Annotated in this window: 21 protein-coding genes; 6 read left to right on the plus strand and 15 right to left on the minus strand. The window is 47.0% G+C overall.

All coding sequences use genetic code 11. The features are described 5' to 3' along the window. Window positions 1-64: 64 nt before the first annotated feature. Entirely contained in the window at window positions 65-1747 is a 1683-nt protein-coding gene (locus tag CR205_RS06950; RefSeq protein WP_407923549.1) for an ABC-ATPase domain-containing protein, read from the plus strand. Window positions 1748-2185: 438 nt separating this feature from the next. On the opposite strand, the gene msrB is transcribed toward CR205_RS06950, so the two are convergent. The 4 genes from msrB to CR205_RS06970 form a co-directional block, all read right to left on the minus strand. Then, a complete protein-coding gene (gene msrB, locus CR205_RS06955) occupies window positions 2186-2614 on the minus strand; it encodes a peptide-methionine (R)-S-oxide reductase MsrB (protein ID WP_110518203.1) in 429 nt (142 codons plus the stop codon). Then, window positions 2611-3138 (minus strand): peptide-methionine (S)-S-oxide reductase MsrA, encoded by a 528-nt coding sequence (gene msrA, locus CR205_RS06960; RefSeq protein ID WP_110518204.1) that lies wholly within the window; start codon window positions 3136-3138, stop codon window positions 2611-2613. The genes msrB and msrA overlap by 4 nt, the downstream gene beginning before the upstream one ends. Before the next feature lie 65 nt (window positions 3139-3203). After that, window positions 3204-4172, minus strand: a complete 969-nt coding sequence (locus tag CR205_RS06965; protein WP_110518205.1) for a YbgA family protein — start codon at window positions 4170-4172, stop codon at window positions 3204-3206. Between the two features lie 23 nt (window positions 4173-4195). Further along, the gene (locus CR205_RS06970) at window positions 4196-5086 is read right to left on the minus strand and encodes a fructosamine kinase family protein (protein WP_110518206.1); all 891 of its coding nucleotides are present in this window, start codon (window positions 5084-5086) and stop codon (window positions 4196-4198) included. 88 nt (window positions 5087-5174) lie between these two features. Here CR205_RS06970 and CR205_RS06975 point away from each other — a divergent pair, with 88 nt between their 5' ends. Beyond that, window positions 5175-5663, plus strand: coding sequence for a DUF1722 domain-containing protein (locus CR205_RS06975; protein ID WP_161524703.1), 489 nt, complete (start codon window positions 5175-5177; stop codon window positions 5661-5663). 81 nt (window positions 5664-5744) lie between these two features. Here CR205_RS06975 and CR205_RS06980 read toward each other — a convergent pair whose 3' ends face one another. From CR205_RS06980 to CR205_RS20235, 3 genes are all read right to left on the minus strand, one after another. Beyond that, a complete protein-coding gene (locus tag CR205_RS06980; RefSeq protein WP_110518208.1) occupies window positions 5745-6668 on the minus strand; it encodes a dipeptidase in 924 nt (307 codons plus the stop codon). A gap of 43 nt (window positions 6669-6711) precedes the next feature. Beyond that, complete coding sequence (fumC, locus tag CR205_RS06985) at window positions 6712-8100, minus strand: class II fumarate hydratase (protein ID WP_110518209.1); 1389 nt, start codon at window positions 8098-8100, stop codon at window positions 6712-6714. Window positions 8101-8229: 129 nt separating this feature from the next. Next, window positions 8230-8394 carry a hypothetical protein gene (locus CR205_RS20235; RefSeq protein WP_161524704.1) on the minus strand — a complete coding sequence of 55 codons (165 nt, stop codon included), beginning with the start codon at window positions 8392-8394 and terminating at the stop codon, window positions 8230-8232. Between the two features lie 256 nt (window positions 8395-8650). Here CR205_RS20235 and acsA point away from each other — a divergent pair, with 256 nt between their 5' ends. Beyond that, a complete protein-coding gene (gene acsA / locus CR205_RS06990; protein ID WP_236634760.1) occupies window positions 8651-10324 on the plus strand; it encodes an acetate--CoA ligase in 1674 nt (557 codons plus the stop codon). Window positions 10325-10398: 74 nt separating this feature from the next. On the opposite strand, the gene CR205_RS06995 is transcribed toward acsA, so the two are convergent. After that, window positions 10399-10986, minus strand: a complete 588-nt coding sequence (locus CR205_RS06995; protein WP_110518211.1) for a cell wall hydrolase — start codon at window positions 10984-10986, stop codon at window positions 10399-10401. A gap of 210 nt (window positions 10987-11196) precedes the next feature. On the opposite strand from CR205_RS06995, the gene CR205_RS07000 reads away from it, so the two are divergent. The 3 genes from CR205_RS07000 (at window position 11197) to CR205_RS07010 (ending at window position 14440) form a co-directional block, all read left to right on the plus strand. Then, window positions 11197-12588, plus strand: coding sequence for a sigma-54 interaction domain-containing protein (locus CR205_RS07000; protein ID WP_328587716.1), 1392 nt, complete (start codon window positions 11197-11199; stop codon window positions 12586-12588). Between the two features lie 148 nt (window positions 12589-12736). Beyond that, entirely contained in the window at window positions 12737-14146 is a 1410-nt protein-coding gene (gene kamA, locus CR205_RS07005) for a lysine 2,3-aminomutase (protein ID WP_110518212.1), read from the plus strand. A 15-nt stretch (window positions 14147-14161) separates the two neighbouring features. After that, complete coding sequence (locus tag CR205_RS07010; protein ID WP_110518213.1) at window positions 14162-14440, plus strand: YokU family protein; 279 nt, start codon at window positions 14162-14164, stop codon at window positions 14438-14440. A gap of 372 nt (window positions 14441-14812) precedes the next feature. Here the strand turns inward: CR205_RS07010 and ablB are convergent, their stop codons facing one another. From ablB to CR205_RS07045, 7 genes are all read right to left on the minus strand, one after another. Next, window positions 14813-15634 (minus strand): putative beta-lysine N-acetyltransferase, encoded by an 822-nt coding sequence (gene ablB / locus CR205_RS07015; protein ID WP_110518214.1) that lies wholly within the window; start codon window positions 15632-15634, stop codon window positions 14813-14815. A gap of 222 nt (window positions 15635-15856) precedes the next feature. Then, entirely contained in the window at window positions 15857-17281 is a 1425-nt protein-coding gene (locus tag CR205_RS07020) for an aldehyde dehydrogenase family protein (RefSeq protein WP_110518215.1), read from the minus strand. 6 nt (window positions 17282-17287) lie between these two features. Next, on the minus strand, window positions 17288-18640 hold the full coding sequence (gene gabT / locus CR205_RS07025; RefSeq protein WP_110518216.1) for a 4-aminobutyrate--2-oxoglutarate transaminase: 1353 nt from the start codon (window positions 18638-18640) through the stop codon (window positions 17288-17290). Next, window positions 18637-19920 (minus strand): peptidase, encoded by a 1284-nt coding sequence (locus tag CR205_RS07030; RefSeq protein WP_110518217.1) that lies wholly within the window; start codon window positions 19918-19920, stop codon window positions 18637-18639. Before CR205_RS07030 ends, gabT begins: the two co-directional genes overlap by 4 nt. Before the next feature lie 13 nt (window positions 19921-19933). Then, complete coding sequence (locus CR205_RS07035; RefSeq protein ID WP_328587717.1) at window positions 19934-20593, minus strand: 3-oxoacid CoA-transferase subunit B; 660 nt, start codon at window positions 20591-20593, stop codon at window positions 19934-19936. Continuing rightward, window positions 20572-21279 (minus strand): CoA transferase subunit A, encoded by a 708-nt coding sequence (locus CR205_RS07040; RefSeq protein ID WP_110518218.1) that lies wholly within the window; start codon window positions 21277-21279, stop codon window positions 20572-20574. The genes CR205_RS07035 and CR205_RS07040 overlap by 22 nt, the downstream gene beginning before the upstream one ends. Window positions 21280-21292: 13 nt before the next feature. Beyond that, window positions 21293-22654: an aspartate aminotransferase family protein gene (locus CR205_RS07045; protein WP_110518219.1), complete on the minus strand. Its 1362-nt coding sequence runs from the start codon at window positions 22652-22654 to the stop codon at window positions 21293-21295. Between the last annotated feature and the right edge of the window lie 52 nt (window positions 22655-22706).

Here is a 22706-nt window from a genome sequence, read left to right on the forward strand (position 1 = left end):
CACGGTTTAAAACGGCTTTGTTGCAGGGAACATCAGTTAATCACACCACCGATGAATGGAAAGGATGATTTTTTTGGATAACCTGGTTAAAACACTCAGACACCTTGAAGGTAAAAGCTATAAAGCGTTAAAGCAGATTCAGGGTACATATACCGGCTCTGACTTTACTCTCAGCATTGATTATGTACAGGGAGACCCATTTGCTTCCCCTTCAAAATTCAGGGTTATTCTTCCATACAGTTCACTTGGCACAGAAAAAGCCATTCTGAAAACCAAGCATCGTAAAATTGCACTTGAAGATTTTATTGCCCGCCAGGTAAACAGGCAGTTCATAAAACACAGTCCGAGGAAAATGGGCACCGGTAAAGGTGGGCTCGTTTTTTTTGACGCCCCTGGTCAGGAAATTCTCGAGCGGACAGCAGTAAAACTGACCGAACGCTCCATTGAAATCAGAATCAGCGCAGGGCTTCCGGCGAACGGCAGGAAGATCCGCGGTCATGATGCTGCCCGGCTCGTTGGTGATATTATTCCATTTACCGCAAAAAAAGCCATCGAACTGTTCTCTCGCAATGATCTGAGTACTCACCTTGAGTTAGCAGATGATCAGCAGATGATCCGCGACTATCTTGAACAACACGGTTACGTTACTTTTATCGCAAACGGTGCCGTTCTGCCCCGTGAAAGCGGCGTCAGCAACAGACCTCTGAAAGGAGCCGTTCCTTTCCATACACCATCAGAGTTTGAGAAGACAGTTCCACTGACCAATGGTAAGACCGTTACAGGAATGGCTCTCCCAGAAGGACTGACTCTTATTGCCGGGGGAGGCTATCATGGAAAAAGCACCCTTCTTCATGCCATCGAGCGAGGCATTTATGATCACGCACCCGGTGACGGCAGGGAATTCGTCATTACACGCAGGTCTGCCGTTAAAGTACGTGCTGAGGACGGCCGTTCTGTACACAGCGTAAACATTACCCCTTTCATTTCAAACCTTCCGTTTCAAAAAGATACGCAATCCTTTTCAACACCGGACGCCAGCGGAAGCACATCCCAGGCTGCCGCCATTATGGAAGCGCTGGAAATCGGGAGCACGCTGTTACTTATGGACGAGGATACAACCGCAACCAACTTTATGATCCGCGATGCCCGGATGCAGCGCCTCGTCGAAGAAGAACCGATCACTCCATTTCTGGATCACGTTTCTGATCTTACAAAAACCCTGGAGGTATCCGTCATACTTGCTGTCGGCGGCTCCGGTGACTACTTTGAACAGGCCGATAACGTCCTCCTAATGAAAGAATACAAACCTTATGACCGGACGGAGCAAGCTGCGCAAATTGCAGAAGAATTGCAGACCGGCCGCTTAGAACAGAGCGGAGTCCCTCTTTTCGTTCCAGATGCCAGACCTTTTGATAGGAAAAACTTTCTTAGACAGTGGGATCACAAACAGAAGGTTGAAGCAAAAGGGCTTCATACCATCCTTTTCAGTAAAAACCGAATTGACCTTTCCCATGTGGAGCAGCTTGTAGATGAGAGTCAGACAAGAGCTTTGGCAAGGATCGTTAGTATTCTTGTAAAAACCACGAATGAAACGATGACAATAATCGAAGCTTTGGATCGTCTCTATGCTGAAATTGAGCGGGAAGGTCTTGATGCCCTGGCTGTTTTTAAAGGGCAGCACCCCGGTGATCTTGCCCTTCCGCGAAAAGAGGAAGCTGCTGCAGCTTTAAACCGCTTCAGACGCTGAAAACATGTTTTTTTCTAAGGCTGATTTCAAAAAGAATGCTACTTTATAAGCTGCAGGTGGACAGTTTCCGCGGGCAACGCTTCAGCCTCCACGGAAAAATGCTGGGACAAAAGTATTTTTACAGACGAAGATCCAAACAATCAGCAAACGGTGCAAATTTATCGCTGCTGAAATATACACCGCTTTCCTCAGGAAGCGGATGAGCCTCCGTGTGCTTCGCTACTCAAGGGTCTCACCTGAGCTTTTCCTCCCACAGGAGTCGGCGTCCCAGCTCCCTTCATCAGATGCTATTCCCGTTGGAGTCACCACCTTTCGCTTCATAATTTACCTTTAGGAAAAGCAACATTCTATCTGAAGACACCTTTTTTAAAAGAATTGGTAAAAAAAAGAGGCTTTCCGGTAAGTTTATGTGCTTTCCGGTCAGCCTCTTTCTTTTTCCTATTCAAATAGCTTTTTGTAATCAGCGTATCCTTCTTTTTCAAGTTCGGAATAAGGAATAAACCGCAGAGCTGCTGAATTTATGCAGTATCGCAGTCCTCCCGGAGCAGGACCGTCATTAAAGACATGACCGAGATGACTGTCCCCTTCGTCACTGCGCACTTCTGTCCGTCTCATCCCATGTGACGTATCAAAGTGCTCCGTAACCTGTTTTTTATCAATCGGCTTAGTAAAGCTTGGCCATCCGCACCCGGCATCATATTTATCTTTTGAACTGAACAAAGGTTCCCCGGAAACAATGTCCACGTAAATGCCGTCATCATAATGGTCCCAGAACTCATTTCTGAACGGAGGTTCCGTTCCATTTTCCTGCGTGACTTTGTACTGCATCGGATTCAGTTCCTTTTTGCCAGTCGTTTTTCGCGTCATGATTTATCGCCTCCCCAGTGTGCGTTCAGAAAATCTTCCCTGCCGCTTCCTTTACGGTAAAGCTTGTAATGAAACGGGTTTTTCTTATAATAGTCCTGGTGAAAAGCTTCAGCTTCAAAAAATACAGAGGCCGGCCGGATCTCTGTTACGATCGGTTTTTTAAACCTGCCGCTTTTTTCGAGCGCGTCCCGGGACTGTTCTGCCAGTTTTTTCTGCTCTTCATCGTGATAAAAAACAGCAGTCTGGTAAGACTCTCCACGGTCGTGAAACTGCCCGCCCGGATCGGTGGGATCGATTTGAGCCCAGAAAAGTTCAAGAAGCTTTTCGTATGGGTACACTTCAGGATCATATGTGATCTGGACAGCTTCCAGATGCCCTGTCGAATTTGTACAGACACTTTCATAAGTGGGATCTTCTGTATTCCCTCCTGTGTAGCCGGATACAACGCGCTGAATGCCAGGCTGCTCATCAAAAGGAGAAACCATGCACCAGAAACACCCTCCGGCAAACGTTGCCTTTTTCATATGGATCCCTCCTTTTATTTTCTGTAGTATAGCAGGGAGGACCTATGAAATGCCAGCCTCCTGCTTTAATAGTTCCGTCCTTTGCCTGAATCGGTAATTTCCAACAAGTCGGCAGGGTACGGTTCAAAAAAGGACTGGTTAAACAGGTAGTTTTGTTCAAACCGGAACACCCACGATCTCACAATGCTCAATACGCTGCTGAGCGGTACTTTGTGATCCCTGTAATAGGAAAGCAGCGTGAGAAAGTGCTCCTTCTCAGGTGCTGTGAGGCTGTTTTTGAAATATCCCAGAAGGTGCTCGCATACACTGATATTCCCTGTCTCCCGCTGTCGGTATTTTAAGATCTGTGAGAGAACTCCTGCATAAGCATTGAAGCGTTCCTCTGGTGTCGCCCCTTTAGGATTGGCCACTATGTTTCCAGCTTCTTTAGTGAGCGAAGGACTGAATGACATAAACAGAAATTTATGGTCAGTATGAAAGCGGACAAGAGAGGCACTTGTCCCCTCCTCCCTGGCATGTCTGAAGTCAGCCATTGTGTACACTCCGGTGAGAAAATGCTCTCTGATTGAAAAATTCCTCAGTCTGCCGTCATCTTCTATAACGGCCTCAGGAAAGAATTCTTTTACTTTCTTTGCAAACAGTCCGGAACTTTTTCTTTTCACAGGGGATTTTTCACTACCTGTATAGACCTTAGTATCAAAAATACCGCAGCTGGGGGATCGCCCTTTTAATATAAACCCGTCGACACCGCTCATACGTGAGAGAAACGCAGTGGAAAATTCATTCATACTTTCTGTCAGGTCTTTGTTTTCTGCCGGCAGTACAAGCCTGTCCTCTCCCTCATGATCAACTAGACGGATCGCATCACGTGGTGTTGGAAGACCGATTTCCACCTCGGGGCAGACCGGGATTAATTCGGCACTTTCTTTTAATTTACTAACGGCACTGCTTTTTATTTTTGCCCCATCGTACCTGCACGGTTCAAACTCAAGACATTTACTGACCACAATTTTTGGCCGTTGGAACTTTCTCATATTTTCGCTCCTTTATACGGGACTTAGTCTTTAGCACTTATGTAGTAATCAAGAATCCGGTCAACCGGTTTCCCGTACTGCTCCCCAAAGAAGTTTAAGTGAACAAGCAGATAGAACAGCTGATAGAGAGGCTTTCTCTCACCGTAGTCGGCGTCCAATGGAAGATGGTGCCCGTATGCCTCATAAAACCCTCCCGGAAATCCACCAAACAGCTCTGTAAAGGCCAGATCCATCTCACGGTGGCCGTAAAGGACAGAAGGATCGACCAGCCAGGGCGACCCGTCCGATCCGTTCATCCAGTTGCCGCTCCAGAGATCGCCGTGCAATATCGAAACTTCCGGGCGTTGGGGAAGCCACTGATCAAGTCTTGCTGTCAACTGTTCTATCTTCTTCTGCCTTTCAGCTGTAATTATTCCTGAATGGGTGCCAATATTAAGCTGGGGAATTAATCTCTGCTCCCGGTAATAATCAGTCCAGGACAACCAAAGCCCATTCTGCTGCTCAAGCGTGCCGATATAGGTGGCATGGGGATAACCGAATTTTTTATGTTTTGTATTTGAATGCACACGCGCAAGCATTTCACCAAGTTTTTCTCCTGTACGACCGACTTTTCCCCCTTCAATCCACTCAAGTACCAGCACCCCTCGGCCACCGGCATAAGCAGTGCCGATAACGTTTGGGACATTGGCTCCACCTTCTTTAGCAAGAAATGCCAGCCCTTCTGCTTCAGAAGAAAAGAATCTGTCAGAGATGCCGCTGTTTGTTTTAACAAAATACGTTCCAATCCCTGTTTCGGCTCTGTAGGAGTCATTAATATCTCCGCCGCTTACAGGAAAAAAAGCAGCATTTTCAGGCGGAAGTCCGGCTGTTTTAAGAAGATTTATGAATTCTTTATTCGATGTGTCTAGGTCCATTCCTGCATCCTCCTTTTCCTAAATGTCCGGATTGATGATATGGTAAACGAAAAACGTGCTTTTATGAAGTGCGATACAGGTGATGACGTTGGATAAAAAGTGCAGAAAACTAATTGAGGCGCTTTGGTCGGTAAATAAATATGACGTAATGGCACGAGGCTACAGCCATTATAAAGAAGTTCAAAAGCAGCTGCGTTCGGCTTCAGACTGTTCCGATTGCCGGGAGGTGTACCTTCTGATTTCATCTCTGCGCACACTGCCTTACTCCCATCCGGATGTGATCAATACACTGGAACATATGTGGGGATATTTCAGGAAGACTGCTGCAGACGATAGAAAAGATGTCTTCCTTCATTGTCTGGAACGAGCAAAGGGATGTACAGCAGGGGAATATACCTCGTTTCCTCCTGAAGTCAGACCGGCACTGGGAAATCTTTCCCTTCTTTTAGAAATATACCCCGATTCGTACTTGAAACAATCATCCTTTTTTAAACCTGTTCAGCACTGGAACAGGGTGACTGTAAATGATACCCTTATGATCGTCAATAAAGAAACGTTCCAGAAAAACGGAATGTAAAAAGGCGGACGAAAAAAAGCCGGAATCGGTTCAGGGATTCCGGCGCTGTTTTTATAAGGAAACACATGTGGTGCATAAACGCTATTTCTGAAGAAAACGCAGGACATTCTCAGAGGCAAAGCCGCGCACATCCGTTTCACTGTAATTTTTGAGCAGTTCGTTAATCAGGTTCTGATACCGGCCTGCATGTTCCAGATCTTTTACGTACCAGGCAATCCCGTCAAAGTCCGAGCCAAAGGCCAGGTGGTTTTTCCCGCCCAGTTCACAGAAATGATCAATATGGCGGATCAGCTCACCAATTGAGGCTGTCTCTTTACCGTCTCCAATAAAAGGCGGGTTAAATACAACACCGAGAAGACCTTTTTTTCTGAAAAGAGCCTGAGCCTGTTCATCGGTCAGGTTTCTTCGATGTCCGCAAATAGTTTTGGAATTGGAGTGAGTGGCAACAGGCCAGTCCGCCGTCCTCATCACATCCCAGAATCCGGGTTCTGCAAGATGGGAGACATCAGTCCAGACCTGATGAACGTTGTTCAGTTTAACTGCCTCAAAGCCAAGTTCTGTCAGTCCTCCTCCTCTCGGTTCACCAACGCCGTCGGCACAAAGGTTGGCATTGTTCCACGTGAGACCGACTGATTTAACACCTAGACGGTAAAAAGTGCGCAGTTTCATTAGATCATTACCAAATGCGTCGGCTCCTTCAAGAGTAAGTACTGCGCCAGTTTCACCAGGTTTCAGGCGTTTTACATCTGCCCATTCCTTTATATGGACCATCCCCGGAACAGCAAGCACTCTCGTGTAAAACAGATCAATCTGTTCCATAGCAACCTGAAATTTGAGGTCGGCCGGTATTTCAGGTTCTACGAAAACAGCAAAAAACTGAACGTCAACCCCGCCCTGTTTTAACCGGTTGTAGTTTGTTTCCACCGACTCATCTCTATCAAACTGACGCTCAGGGTTTTCCCACAATTTGAGCAGTGCATCGCAATGCAGATCAAACAGTTTCATAATGTAAACTCCCCCTGTACTGCTGCTTTAATCTTGCAGCTGATTATTCTGACGGCCCTGTCATCTTTTCCGGATTAACCGCCTCTTCAAACTCTTCTTCGGTTAAATATCCTAGTTCGACTGCTGTTTCCTTAAGTGTTTTTCCATCATCAAATGCTTTTTTGGCAATTTTAGCGGCATTTTCATACCCGATGTGGGGATTGAGAGCCGTCACGAGCATGAGTGAGTTTTTCACATGGTTGGCGATCACGTCTTCGTTTGCCTGAATACCTTCCAGGCACTTATTCGTAAATGAGTTCATTGCATCCGAGAGGAGCCGCACGGACTGCAGGAAATTATAAATAATAACAGGTTTGTATACATTCAATTCGAAATTACCCTGACTTGCAGCAAAGCCGATTGCAGCATCGTTCCCGAAAACCTGTGAGGTGACCATCGTGAGTGCTTCACTCTGAGTAGGATTGACCTTACCAGGCATAATGGAACTCCCAGGTTCATTGGCTGGAATTGTAATTTCCCCGATTCCGGATCTCGGCCCGCTCGCAAGCCAGCGGACATCGTTTGCAATTTTCATCAGATCGGCTGCAAGTGCTTTCAGCGCCCCATGAGCATAGGTAAGCTCATCATGGCTTGTGAGGGCGTGAAACTTGTTTTCGGAGGATGTAAAAGCGGAACCGGTAATGGAACTGATTTCCTCAGCCACAAGATCCCCGAATTTTGGATGGGCATTAATACCGGTTCCCACAGCCGTGCCGCCAATTGCGAGCGCCTGAAGATGAACCGCACTTTCTGTAATCATTTCTCTGCTCTTTTTCAGCATGTGCACCCATCCGCTGATTTCCTGTCCCAGGGTCAGGGGAGTTGCATCCTGAAGGTGTGTACGCCCGATTTTAATAACCTCATCAAAATCTGAAACCTTTTTCTCAAGGGTTGTTTTCATGTGCTCTACAGCCGGGATCAGCCTCTGATGAACATCCTGCAGCGCTGCAATATGCATGGCTGTGGGAAACGTATCGTTGGAACTCTGGGAACGATTCACATCATCGTTCGGGTGAACGCGCTCATCTGATCCTTTATCTGTCAGAAATTCATTCGCTTTAAAGGCAACCACTTCATTCATGTTCATGTTGGACTGGGTTCCGCTTCCCGTCTGCCAGACTACCAGGGGAAAATGCTCGTGATGCCCTTCCTCCCTGATCATACGGCACACAGAAGTAATGGCCTTTGTTTTATCATCCGACAGTTTGCCAAGACGGTTATTTGCTTTCGCACATGCTTCTTTTAACACTGTAAATGCAGAAACCACTTCCGAGGGCATTTTTTCTGTACCGATTTTAAAGTTCTGAAGACTTCTCTGTGTCTGGGCTCCCCACCATTTGTCGGCCGGGACTTTCATTTCTCCAAGCGTATCCTTCTCAATTCGGTAATCCATCCTGGTTCCTCCTTTAAAATAGCAGCATTCAATTGCTTTATCATTCCTTCAGTTAATCTACCCTTACGGCCCTCAGGTTAAAACCAGCGCGGCAAGTGCGGTTAGGTGTAAAGAAAAAGTGCCGGATCCCTAAAGGAACACAGCACTTTCCGACGCACGGTTAACGAGGTAAATAATGATATAGATAAACATAAGAAACAGGCCGATACTGATGACGATTTTAAAGATCGTACCGACAACTCTTAATACTACAATTCCAGCAACAATCAGGATTACAATCCCGAGCCATTCCATTGGTCTCTCTCCTTTTATGTAAATCTCCCCTATATGATACCAGAAGATTTAAGGAGGTGCGACGGAATGAGGCGAAGATGACAATTTTCCCAATTTACTGCCCCTTTTAACAGATTTGTTGACAATCACTGGCTTTTTTCGGTAACGTTAAGTTATACTCAAAATTCAGAATTTTAGAGTAATACAACAGTCAACCAAAAATCAGTGGAGGTGCTTGATCTTGAACGTATTGCAGCCAGCTAAAACTTCCCACCAAATGAACAATTACGAAGAAACAAAGCAGAATTTCGACTGGAACCAGGTCAAAGAATCTTTTTCCTGGAACAAAACAGGGCAAGTTAACCTTGCTCATGAAGCAATTGACCGTCACGTGGAAAACGGACTGGGTAACAAACCTGCTCTTTTGTATTCCGATGCTGAGCGCGATGAAACGTTAACTTTTCGCCAGCTCCGTGACCTTTCAAACCAGGCAGGCAACATGTTCAGTGAACTTGGCGTTGAAAAAGGTGATCGTGTTTTCATTTTTATGCCTCGATCGCCGGAACTGTATGTTTCCCTTCTCGGTGCCATTAAAGTTGGTGCTGTAGTCGGTCCTCTGTTTGAAGCATTCATGAAAGATGCTGTTAAAGCGAGACTAGAGGACAGTGAAGCAAAAGTGCTCGTAACAACGCCGGACCTCCTTCCCCGCGTCCCGCTTGATGAACTGCCCCATCTTGAGAAAGTCGTCATCGTTGGTGATGAGGTGGCCGCGGGTGAGAAATTTGTTTCCTACTTCGAAAAAATGACAGCGGCTTCAAAAGAATCCGCTGTCAAATGGGTAGATCTTGAAGACGGGATGATCCTCCATTATACATCCGGCTCCACCGGAAAACCCAAAGGCGTCTATCATGTCCATAACGCTATGCTTCAGCATTACCAGACAGCAAAATGGGTCCTGGACTTGAAGGAGGATGACACGTACTGGTGTACAGCCGATCCCGGCTGGGTGACCGGAACCTCCTACGGAATTTTCGGGCCCTGGCTAAACGGTGTGACCAACGTTGTACGCGGGGGGCGCTTTTCTCCTTCCGACTGGTATGAAACGATTGAAAAATACGGTGTAACCGTCTGGTACAGCGCTCCAACAGCATTCCGGATGCTGATGGCTGCGGATCCAAACATTAAGGAACAGTATGACCTCAGCTCACTCCGCCATATTTTAAGTGTAGGCGAGCCGCTGAATCCTGAAGTGGTCCGGTGGGGTAATGAAGTATTTGATCTGCGGATCCATGATACCTGGTGGATGACTGAAACCGGTGCTATGGTAATCTGCAACTATCCTTCCGAGCCGATTAAACCCGGCTCAATGGGTAAGCCTTTTCCAGGAATTGAAGCGGCAATCATAAATGACCACGGTGAAGAACTCCCGCCAAATGAAATGGGCAATCTTGCTGTTAAAGCCGGGTGGCCGTCAATGATGAGAAAAGTATGGAAGAATGAAGAGAAGTATAACGAATACTTTGCCATCGAAGGGTGGTATGTGTCGGGTGATACCGCCTACCGGGATGAGGACGGATATTTCTGGTTCCAGGGTCGTAACGATGATGTTATCAATACGGCAGGTGAGCGTGTCGGGCCATTTGAAATCGAGAGTAAACTGGTGGAACACCGGGCTGTGGCTGAAGCAGGCGTGATCGGCAAACCTGATCCTGTCCGCGGTCACATTATAAAGGCATTTGTATCCTTGCGGGAAGGGTACTCTGAGGATGATGAACTGAAAGAAGAAATTCAGCAGTTCATTAAAAAAGAGCTTTCTGCCCACGCCATGCCGCGGGAAATTGAGTTTAAGGATAAACTCCCTAAAACCCGAAGCGGAAAAATTATGCGCCGGGTACTGAAGGCCTGGGAGCTCGGTGAGCCGGCAGGTGACCTCTCCACGATGGAGGATTAATCCTTCAATATAAGAGCTACTGCATAGCTGCTTAATAAAAAAAAGAGGCATCCGCCATGGATGCCTCTTTGCTTTTAGTTGGATGCAAATACGTGGTTCCCGATTCTGCTGTCAATTGTCAGTCTGTTTACCCAGTCTGAAGTCGCAGTATCAGGGTTGTAAAAGAACAGTGCCCCGTTTGACGGGTCATAGCCGTTCAGAGCTTCCTCCGCTGCACGGACAGATTCTGAATCCGGCTCATTGTAAATGCTTCCGTTCATTACCGGTTCGAATGCATAGCTGTTCCCATTCGTTTCGTAAATAACCTCGTTCATGGAATCAGGGAAATCGCCGCTTTCAATGCGGTTCAGCACTACTGCTGCTACAGCAACCTTCCCTTCATAAGGCTCGCCTCTTGCTTCAGAATGAACGAGACGTGAAAGAAGATCGACCTTCTCATCATTACGGACCGCTTCACCTGTGACGAGCGTGTCACCAGGGTAAATCATTGTATCTGCTAAACCATTATTCGCTTTTAGTTCTTCTACTGTTATGCCAAACTTCTGACTGATTCCCCAGAGTGTATCTCCGCTCTGGACCGTATATCCAGAAGACGCATCGGCATTGTTAGGCACTAGAAATGCCGCCAACACGAATGTTCCTGCTGCTAACCATTTTTTCATTACGTCTTCCTCCCTGCAAATATTGAATTCTGTCCTGCTTGGACATTGTTTATAGTAACGTGCCTGCCCGGTTGATTTCAACAGCCGGTTCATAGTAAAGCAGTAATAATATGGAATTTTTATTGCAAACAGCTTTTAGCTCATGTAAGCTTAAATTGTGCTGAATTTTCAGCATTTTCACTAATTTCCGGCACAGGGAGTTGATTCGAATTGTTTGCTGCCAATCTTGACACAAATGATATGCTTAACGCCATTCTCCACAGTATTGATGAAGGAATTCATGCTGTAGACCGCAATGGCATGACCGTTTACTATAACCGCATTGCAGCAGAGCACGATGGTCTCGATGTTCACGATGTGCTTGGCAAACCGCTTCTCAGCGTGTTCCCTTCTTTATCAGAAGAAACCAGTACGCTTCTTCAGGTTATGGCAAGGGGTGAACCCATCTACAATCAGCCTCAGACCTACCGTAATATGAAAGGAAAGCTGATTGACACAGTTAACACCACACTTCCTCTTTATTCTGAAGGAGAAATTATCGGTTCACTTGAAATTGCCAAAGATCTGAGCCGTGTGAAGGATCTTTCCCTGAAGCTTTTGGATTTACAGGCGAAAGTCGACGACCGTTCTGCGAAAGCAAAAAAAGTGACAGGTAACGAGCGACTTTATACATTTGATCATATTCATTCTTCGTCAGACGAGATGAAAGAACTGATTCATAAAGCTGAAAAAGTCGCCCATACATCTTCCCCCGTCTTTGTCTATGGAGAAACAGGAACAGGAAAAGAACTTCTCGTACAGTCCATTCACAATGCCTCTCAACGAAGGAATCAGCCGTTCATTTCGCAGAACTGTGCTGCAATCCCTGCCTCCCTTCTTGAAAGCATTTTGTTCGGTACTGCTAAAGGCAGCTTTACCGGTGCCGAGGAGCGGGAAGGTTTCTTTGAACTCGCCCATGGCGGTACTCTGTTTCTGGATGAAGTGCACACGCTTCCTGTCGAGCTTCAGGCTAAACTGTTAAGGGTACTGGAAGATGGTATTGTCCGGAGAGTCGGCTCCAATCAAAGCTATCAGACGGATGTGAGAATTATAACAGCATCGAATGAAAACCCGGAAAAGCTCCTTTCTGAAAACAGGCTGAGAGCAGACCTTTATTACAGGCTGAATGTCGTTTCATTTCGATTGCCGCCGCTTCGGGAGCGCCGCAGTGACATCCTGCTTTTGACCGAACACTTTATCTCAATGTTTAATTATAAATTCAACAAACTGCTCGCCGGTATCTCAAAGGAAACGGAAGCGGTTCTCGTTTCATACGACTGGCCCGGCAATATCCGGGAACTGAAACATGCTGTCGAAGCAGCTATGAATATATCCGACACAGATACGATTGAACTGAACCATCTGCCCTCATATATTTCAGCCCGAAAATCCCAGAACCATTATTGTGGTATGTCCCTGAAGGATGAAGTGGAAAAGCATGAGAGGTCTCTTATTGAACGGGCACTGAAACAGACGGACGGAAACGTAAAAAAAACGGCCCGGATTCTGAATGTTCCCAGACAAACACTTCAGTATAAAATAAGCAAGTACCACCTTGAATAGTGCCGATTATCCGGCACTATTTTTGTTTTTTTCACAGAAGAATCTCTCCTATCGTGCGCAGTAAAAGGATTTGACTTAACGTGATCATTTGGCACGGTCCTTGCATTAACTATTACACGAGAATTTTTTACACAGGAGGAACGAACTGATGAAAATGGATCTTTACAAACCTGCACGCCACTGGAAGGATATCGAGCTGTGGAAAGATGTACCTGAAGAAAAGTGGAACGACTGGATCTGGCAGCTGACAAATACGATCAGAACCCTTGAGGACTTGAAAAAAGTCATTAATCTCACTCCTGAGGAAGAAGCGGGAGTAAAGATTTCAACCAAAACAATCCCATTAAATATTACACCCTATTATGCTTCACTAATGAACCCCGACGATCCGCGCTGTCCGATCCGTATGCAGAGTGTCCCGATATCAAAGGAAATCGAAAAAACAAAATACGATCTTGAAGACCCTCTTTCCGAGGACGATGATTCACCGGTACCGGGACTGACTCACCGTTACCCCGACCGCGTTCTTTTTCTCGTTACAAATCAGTGTTCAATGTACTGCCGGTACTGTACACGCCGCCGTTTCTCAGGTCAGATTGGCATGGGGGTGCCAAAAAAACAGCTGGACGGCGCTATTAACTATATCGCCTCAAATCCTGCCATTCGTGACGTTCTGATCTCAGGTGGAGACGGACTCCTAATCAACGACCAGATCCTTGAGTACGTTCTTAAAAACCTTCGTGAGATCGATCACGTAGAGATCATCCGGATCGGCACCCGTGCGCCTGTTGTTTTCCCACAACGGATTACAGAAAACCTCTGTAATATCCTTAAGAAATATCACCCTGTCTGGCTCAATACGCACTTTAATACAAGTCTTGAGATTACGGAAGAATCAAAGAAAGCCTGTGAGATGCTTGCAGATTCAGGTGTACCCGTTGGTAACCAGGCTGTGATTCTCGCCGGTATTAATGACAGCGTCGGGATAATGAAAAAGCTAATGCACGATCTCGTTAAAATCCGTGTACGTCCGTACTACATTTATCAATGTGACCTGAGTGAGGGTATCGGTCATTTCCGTGCTCCGGTATCTAAAGGGCTCGAAATAATAGAAGGCCTCCGTGGTCATACTTCCGGTTATGCCGTTCCGGCATTTGTCGTTGACGCACCAGGGGGAGGCGGAAAAATTACGCTCCAGCCTAACTATCTTATTTCCCAGAGCCACGATAAAGTGGTACTGCGTAACTTTGAAGGTGTCATTACAACCTATCCGGAGCCGAAAAATTATAAGCCTGATACAGCTGAAGATTACTTCTATCAGCAATACGAGAAAAAAGAAGAAAAACGGATCGGCATTTCTGCCCTGATGAATGATGAACAGAGCACAATCGTACCGGAAGGGCTGGAAAGACTGAACCGCCGTAAATCCTATGAAGAACAAGGCGATCACCGCACCCTGAAGGATCAGCGTGAAAAGCGGGATCAGATGAAGGAACGGAAGTACCTTAAGGAACAGAAAAAATATGAAGACAACAGCGGAAAGCAAGAAGAAGCTTAAGACGGAGGTGTGTGTATGAAATGTAACTGGTGCGAAACGGAAAAAGCCTTACACAGTCTTGAATCAGCCTACTGGGAGCTTCCCGATGGAAGCAGAGCTGTAGAGATTACCCAGGTCCCTTCCATTAAATGTAACAATTGCGGCATGATTTATATTGAAGAAAAACAGATTGCAGAGATAGAGGACCAGTTCATGCTGATTAATACCAATAATCTAGGAATGGTTTTTTCCTATAAAACACTGATGGATCAGCCTCGTTTTTTAAAGAGAAATTATTTTAACTTCGACCGGTAAAAAATCCGGGAATTTCGGGCTCAAAAAAGAACGGTTCTCACCGCTGGTGAGGCCCGTTCTTTTTTTAAGGCTGTTTTCGGAAACTGTTGTTTTCTGCGCTACAGGCCGACGCTTTCCACGGGCAACACCTCAGCCTCCTCGGGAGTATTTCTGCTTCTTCCTCTTCCAGTCCAGCTCTGAGGTACATGCGTCGAAGCAACTCGCAGCCTATTCGTGATGTAGTTACTCGTTGTTGCTTTTCCCGCAGGAGTAGCGGCCTTTCGCTACGAAATTAAAGCTAGTTAAAGCAACAATTTTTACGAAAAGAGCTTTTTTAAAGAGGCTTGGAGAATGATTTTTTTAAATTTCATCTCTGCCTGCAAATTATCCAGGTTACTTTTTTAAGTTTTTAGTCCACATATTCATATCTTCAAACCCGCTCGTAATGACACAGTTATTAATCAATGTGCCTTCATAGATATATTCCAGACGCTTGACTGTCATATTCATCCCCGTGCTTCTCGCCCTTGTCATGGAAAAAACATGATTTATTCCGCATCGGACGCATTGTTCTTCAAGCTTCTGAATAATAAAGTTAAGAATTGCCTGTCCGCGGTATGCCGGGTTTACGGCGCAGTCGGTAATTTCCGCACTCCCATACCCTGTATCCATGGCAGATGCGGCGCCGATCACTTCGTCCCCGTCCTTCATGACAGCAAACGTATAATCACTCTCTATTGATTTCTTCAGCGCCTCAGGCTCAAAAATATTGGTTGGATATTCAGGAAAGACCATGCGGTAAAGGGATGCAAGTGAAAGAAGATCACTGTCTCCTGCAAGGCTGACCGGGAAAGGAGCACGCTCTCCTGCTGTAATCTTTTTTCTGTCCGCCTTTACTTTAGCGAGAACCTCGCTGTTTTCTTTTTCTGATTTCGATTTACTGCGTTCTTCCTTGCCGTAGTGGGTGTATATATACGCTTTGTCTCCTGAGAAAAAACCTGAGGAAACGGCCTCTTCCCTGAAATCGAGTCCCAAAAGACCGCTGTGTCCGCTCTCTTTTATGTACACAATCCGTTTGCCTCTCTCATGGTGATCAAGGTCCTGGCGGAGTTTAATTAGATCTTCTTCTGTAAAATCCGGCAGCCAGGCGACAAGCCTGTCATTCTTCTGATCGTCTTCCCACTGATTCTTAAAAATAAAAACCCCTCCTCGAATTTAAGCGAACGTTTAAATTCAGAACATTCATTCATTTTTTATGGCGGTCAAAATGAACGACCGCCATAATATTAGGCTTTTTTTGTGAAGATTGCTGTTTTATTTCGGTGGGGCGGACACTTTCTTAAGGGATAGCTTCAGCTTTGCTTTTTGAGCAGGTCGCTACCTTCCGCTTCAAAATGATTTTCCAAAAGGAGTCATCTATCCGAATACAGCTTAATATTATTCACTCTTGCGGAAGGATACGAGTTTCATCTCCGTCATTTCCTGAATTGCATACTTAATGCCCTCTCTTCCATAACCGCTGTTTTTAACACCACCGTAAGGCATGTGATCCACCCGGAATGTAGGTATATCATTTATGAGAACACCGCCTGCTTCCAGTTCCTCAGAAGCTCTGAAAGCCTTGTTCATATCATTTGTAAATACACCTGCCTGCAGACCGTAATCTGAATCATTCACAAGGTCAACGGCTTCCTGCCAGTCACTGAACCCGTTCACATGGACTACAGGACCGAACACTTCTCTGCACGATACGGAAGCGTCATGGGGAACATCAGCAAGAATGGTGGGCAGAACGGTATTACCATTTCTCTCACCGCCAAGACATACTTCTGCGCCTTTGTTTTCAGCCTCCCTTATCCATTCCATCACCCGGTCACAATCCCCTTCGCTTATGAGTGATGAGATGTCTGCCGCTTCATCAAGAGGGTGACCGTAAACAAGACTATCTGCTTTTTCTTTCATAGCCTCTATGACCGCGTCTTTAACAGACTCGTGGGCGTAAATTCGCTGCAGACTAATACACACCTGACCTTGATAGGCAAAGGCCCCGAGTACAAGCCGGTCGGCAATGGACCGGACATCCACCCCTTTATCAATGATGACAGCACTGTTGGAACCAAGCTCGAGGGTCATTTTTTTCAGACCTGCTTTGTTTCTGAGGCCGATACCTACTTCAGGGCTCCCGGTAAAAGTGACTACACTTACCCGGGGATCCGTTACTATCTTATCGCCAATCACGCTCCCCTTTCCTGTAATCACATTCAGGGCACCTTTGGGAAGCCCGGCTTTTTCGAATTGTTCAGCGATGAAATACGCACTAAGAGGCGTCTGGGAAGCCGGTTTAAGTACGATCGTATTTCCGCTTGCCACAGCCGGCCCCAGCTTGTGGGCTACGAGGTTCATCGGAAAGTTAAATGGCGTAATCGCTGCCGCCACTCCAGCCGGCTCTCTCACAGCATAGGCAATCCTTCCCTCACCGCCAGGAGCCGCATCCATATTAATCATTTCGTTTGGAAGCCTTCGGGCCTCCTCACTTGCGAATTTATAGGTCATGATACTTCTTGCCACTTCGGTTCTGGCTGTCTGAAGCGGTTTTGCTGCTTCGACTGCAATGAGTCTGGCTGCTTCCTCCCGGTTTTCTTCAATGAGCCGGGATACATTGTACAAAATTTCAGCCCGCTGATGTGCAGGCAGTTTTCGCATGTCTTTTCTCGCATGAAACGCAGCTGCGATGGCACGGTCCGCTTCTGTTTCTGAGGCCACGGGAATTTCAGCAAGCTTTTCTCCGTCATAAGGGGATAGCAGATCCTGATATTCCTGAGCCTCCTGCCATTCCCCACCGATAAATAGCTTCTTTTTCACTCGTCCTCACTCCTTTTTCCGGTATGTGCAGTGCTGAAGCATGACGTTCTCCATAATGGCCAGCCCTTCTTCAAGCTTTTCCTCTTCAATAACAAGAGGAGATAGAATTCTCAGAACATTCCCAAACAGACCAGCCCCCATTATGAGAAGCCCATTCTCAATACACCCTTGGATAATATGCTGGGTAATTACCTTATCAGGTGTTTTCAGCGCACGGTCGCTCACAAGTTCGATTGCTGTCATTGCACCGATACCCCGGACGTCACCCACTTCTTCAAAGCGCTCCTGCCAGTCATAAAACCGGCTTTGCACCTTCTGTCCAATAAGCTGCGCCTTCTTCGGAATGTTTTCGGTTTCCATCATCCGGATCACTTCAAGGGCAGCCCTGCAGCCGAGAGGACTTCCACCGTAGGTTCCGCCGATCTCTCCCGCCCCAGCTGAATCCATAATTTCTGCCCTGCCTGTGACTGCGCTGATTGGAAAGCCGGCAGCCATTGATTTCGACATCGTTATCAGGTCAGGAACCACGCCAAAATAGTCACAGGCAAACATTTCCCCGGTTCTGCCGAAACCGGTTTGAACTTCGTCTGCTATAAACACTATTCCATATTTTTCACAAATGTCCTTCACACCTTTGACAAATTCCCTGCTGGGATTTATAAAGCCTCCCTCACCCTGGACCGGTTCCATTATGAGGGCAGCTGTTTCATCGCTGGAGACGTCTGACAGGAAGAAAGTTTCAATTCGCTGGAGACACCAGTCGTCGAGGTCTTGATCTGTCATACCATCAGGTTTTCTGTAGTAATAGGGAAACGGCAGTTTATAGGTTTCTGGCGCAAAAGGGCCAAATTCATATTTATACGGCTTCACTTTACTCGTCAAACTCATGGCCATGTAGGTTCGGCCGTGGAACCCCCGCTCAAAAGAGACGACCGCCTTACGTCCTGTGTACTTCCTTGCCAGTTTAACTGCATTTTCAACGGCTTCGGCGCCGCTGTTGAGAAAAAACGTTTTTTTATGATGATCACCAGGTGTGATCTCGTTAAGTTTCTCTGCCAGGGCCACGTACGGTTCGTACATCATCACATGAAAACAAGGATGGATATAATGATCGAGCTGTTCTTTTACTGCTTGTGTTACAGCCGGTGGACAATGGCCGGCATTGAGTGAGCCGATGGCTCCGGCAAAATCAATAAACCTGTTGCCGTCTACATCGGTTATTACAGCTCCTGAAGCATGCTCGGCAAAGGTCATGGCCGTATTAAATGGGCCTTTCGGAATGTTTCTGTTACGCCTTTCAATCAGTTCACTTGATTTTGGTCCCGGAATACTCGTCTGCAGGTGAATGTTTCGTTTCATTCCCGTTCCTCCTCATCGGACAGGCCGCACCAGTCCATAATCGTCAAAGCAAGGATTTTGGCACAGGTAATAACTTTTTCGACTTCAATGTATTCGTCAGCATAATGCGCCATACTCGTGACACCTGGCCCAAAAACGACAGACGGTGTGTTACCGGCGGCTGTGAGGAGCCCCCCGTCAGTTCCCCAGGGAGAAGCCTCGACAACCGGCGTACAATGTGTAACGTCAGTAAAATGGCTTTTCAGAATGGCAAGCAGGGGATGGTCTTTGTCGACGGAACCCGGCAGCCAGCGTGCACCAAACCATTCCACTTCGGCCGGATGGGTTCGGAACCAGTCGTCTGTATTGCCAAGAGCCGCAATCGTTTCTTCAAGCTCTTTTTTCGCCTCATCTGCTCTTTCGTCCGGTGCAATACCGAAACGGCCTTCGATTTTTACCAGATCAGGTACAGATGAGGGCCAGTCACCCCCTTCAATTATGCCCACGTTAATGGGAACCGGAATAGGGACAGAAGAGAAAAGCGGATCGGTAATCCGGCTGTTTCGGATCTGCTCAAGTTTTTCGAGTTCGTGAAGAACGCTAACTGCTTTACTGATGGCACTAACCCCTTCATACCTTGTACCTCCGTGTGCACCTTTTCCTTTTACGCAGATCCTGAACCACATAGAGCCTTGCTGTTTAGGAAAGATTTTCATATTGGTCGGTTCCGGGATAATAGCCGCATCTCCGGTATAGCCTCTCAGCACAGCCGAAAGGGTTCCTGCACCGCCGCTTTCTTCTTCAATGACACTGTGAAAAATAAGATCCCCTTTCAGAGAGACCCCACACGACTTCAGAGCCTCTGCTGCAAGGAGCATGGCGGCATTGCCCCCTTTCATATCAGTCGAGCCTCTGCCGTAGACACGTCCGTCTCTGAACTCTCCTCCGTATGGGTCCACTGACCAGTCTTTCAGATCTCCTTCCGGGACCACGTCCACATGGCCGTTTAAGACAAGTGAGCGCCCGCCCCCTTCACCTTTTTTTACTCCTGCAACATTTGGACTCCCCCGAAACGACTCCCTTGGACTGATAAAGTCGGGGTGATTGAGCAGTGCCTCTCCCCCAGGTTCCCACACATCAACATGAAAGCCTAGTTCCTCCAGCTTTCCGGCAATGATCGTCTGAATACCGGCTTCATTCATCTGAGTGGAAGGTTCACGAATCAACGCCTGCAGAAACTGGACGGCTTCCTTTTCTGCTCCTTCAATCCATTTGCAGACATTTTCTTTTACTTGCGCCATCTTTTGTTCCCCCCTAGGTACCGGAAACAGCATCTTCCAATACCAGCTTCGGCTCTGTTCTCTCCTGTACATCCCGGATTGTGTAAGGAGGAAAAACTTCTTTAAGAAAAAGACCTTCCGTCTTTACTTCCAGCACAGCCATATCAGTAATTATCAGATTGACACACCCTGCGGCAGTAAGCGGCAGGGTGCATTTTTTCAGGATTTTCGGATTGCCCTCCTTGTCAACATGGTTCATCAGGATGATTACTTTTCCTGCCTTTTCGGCAAGCTCGATTGCGCCGCCCATTCCAGGTACTCGTTTGCCCGGTACAATCCAGTTGGCAAGGTCTCCGTTTTCACTTACCTGAAGAGCACCCATAATTGTCATATCAAGCTTTCCTCTGCGAATAATGGCAAATGCAGCCGCACTGTCAAAGTAGGAAGCTCCTTTTGAGGCGGTAATCGGGAAGCCGCCTGCATTACAGAGAAAGGGATTTTCCTGACCCTGCACAGGGCTTGGACCAGTTCCGAGAACCCCGTTCTCAGCATGAAACATCACCGGCGTTGTGTCCGGCACATAATCCGCTACCAGCGTAGGAATCCCTATTCCCAGATTCACCACCATCCCAGCGTGAATTTCCCTTGCCGCCCGCCGGGCCATCTGGTGCCTTATTTCTTTTCCCATGCCCACGTCCAATTCACCCCTTTACTCTTCAACACCCCGTCTACAAAAACTCCCGGCGTAACGACTTCTTCCGGATTCAGTTCACCTGTTTCCACAATTTCAGCTGCTTCGATAATTGTTACGTTACCAGCCATGGCAACAAGGGGATTCGTATTTCTTGCACTGGTATCATACACAGCATTTCCATATTTATCTGCTTTTTTTGCATAAACGATGGAAACATCCGCAGTGAGTGCAGTTTCCAGAAGGTAGGGGCACCCTTTAATCATAATGCGCTTCTTGCCTTTCGTAACGGCTTCGTTATTAAGACCTGTGTCAACCAGGACGCCTCCAAGTCCAACTCCGCCTGCCCGGATCCGTTCTGCAAGTGTTCCCTGCGGGGAAAACTCCACTTCCAGATCCCCGTCTGTCATCTGCTTTCCGGCTACTGGGTTGGAACCGATATGAGAAGCAATTATTTTTTTCACTCTCCGCTCTGATATCAGCCTGCCGATTCCAATATCAGGAAAACCTGCGTCGTTTCCAATCAGTGTCAGTCCTGTTATTCCCCGCTCAAGAATTCCGTCAATCAGAGTCGGAGGGTTCCCTACCCCTCCAAACCCTCCAAACATTACTGATTCACATGTTTCAATAAGATCCAGAGCATGCTCAAGCGTCATCAATTTATCAACCGGTTTCACCCTGCTTGTCATCAGTTTTATCCTCCTACCCTACTGAACTGAAAAAGCCGCGTATTTGTAATTCATCCTGCACTTCTTTAACGGTCTGATCAAAAACAGCGACGAGTTTATCCACTTCTTCTCTTTTGGTGATGAGGGGCGGAGCGATGATTACCGCATCCCCGTGAACACCATCCGTTCCTGCTGATGCCGGATAGACCAAAAGCCCTTTTTTCATCGCTCTGTCAATAATGGTTCTTGCAACATGAACCTCGCCTGCAAACGGCAGTTTATTAAAGATATTTGAAACAAATTCGACCCCTGTAAGCATTCCCCTCCCTCTGACATCGCCGATCATTGGGTATTTCTGCTGCAGCTGCCGAAGAGACTGCTTGAGATAAACTCCGGTCAGTTTTGCCTGTTCAACCAGGTTATGCGTTTCGATATATTCAAGAACGTGCAGGGCAACAGCAGCCGACTGCGGGTTCGCACTGTACGTATGTCCGCTCATAATGAGGCCCGATCCTTTAAAAATGGGTTCCATTACTTTGTCACTGATCATGGTGGCTGCAATTGGGGCATAGCCTGCCCCGAGTCCTTTTCCAAGAGCGATAATATCAGGGGTAACGTTCCAGTGGTCGATGGCAAACCGGGAACCGCATCTGCCGATTCCGCTCATCACCTCATCTGCAATGAACAGAATGTCATGCCGTTTACAAATCTCACTGACCGCTTCATAATAGCCGTCCGGGGGAACAATCGCACCACCGGCTGCCCCGATGACCGGCTCAGCAATAAAAGCTGCAATTTGATCTGCACCGATTCTGCGGATGGCGGTTTCCAGTTCCATTGCACAATGAAGTCCGCAATCGGGATAAGTCCGGTTGAATGGGCACCTGTAACAGTACGGCGGCTCTACAGCCGGAAAGTCTTCAAGAAGCGGTGTGAACCTCTCTCTTCTGCCGATATGTCCGGACATAGAGAGCGCACCAAGCGTAATGCCGTGGTAGCTCATCCACCGTGATAGTACTTTTGTTTTCGTTCCTTTTCCTTTTTCCTGCCAATACTGAATGGCCACTTTCAACGCCGTCTCCGTCGCCTCCGAACCGCTGTTGACAAAAAACGACCAATTTAAATCTCCAGGAGCCCATTCCTTGAGTTTTGCTGCCAGCTTTTCAGCAGGTTCATTCGTAAACTGGGAACGGTAAACAAAGGAGACCTTCTCGGCCTGCTCCTTCATCACCTGTGCCATCTCCAGAACCCCGTGGCCGATCCCTGCGGTAACAGCGCCTGATGAGCCGTCAATGTATTCTTTTCCTTCAGAATCATAAAGGTAAATGCCTTTTCCGTAAGCAGCCAGAGGATAATCATCATTTAAAAAGGGTTTAACCAGGTAGCTTTCTTTCATCAGTTCCCCTCCTTTATCCGGACAGCCCGTTTTATGATTGAAAAATCAGAAT

This window comes from Alteribacter lacisalsi (assembly GCF_003226345.1).
Classification (GTDB): domain Bacteria; phylum Bacillota; class Bacilli; order Bacillales; family Salisediminibacteriaceae; genus Alteribacter; species Alteribacter lacisalsi.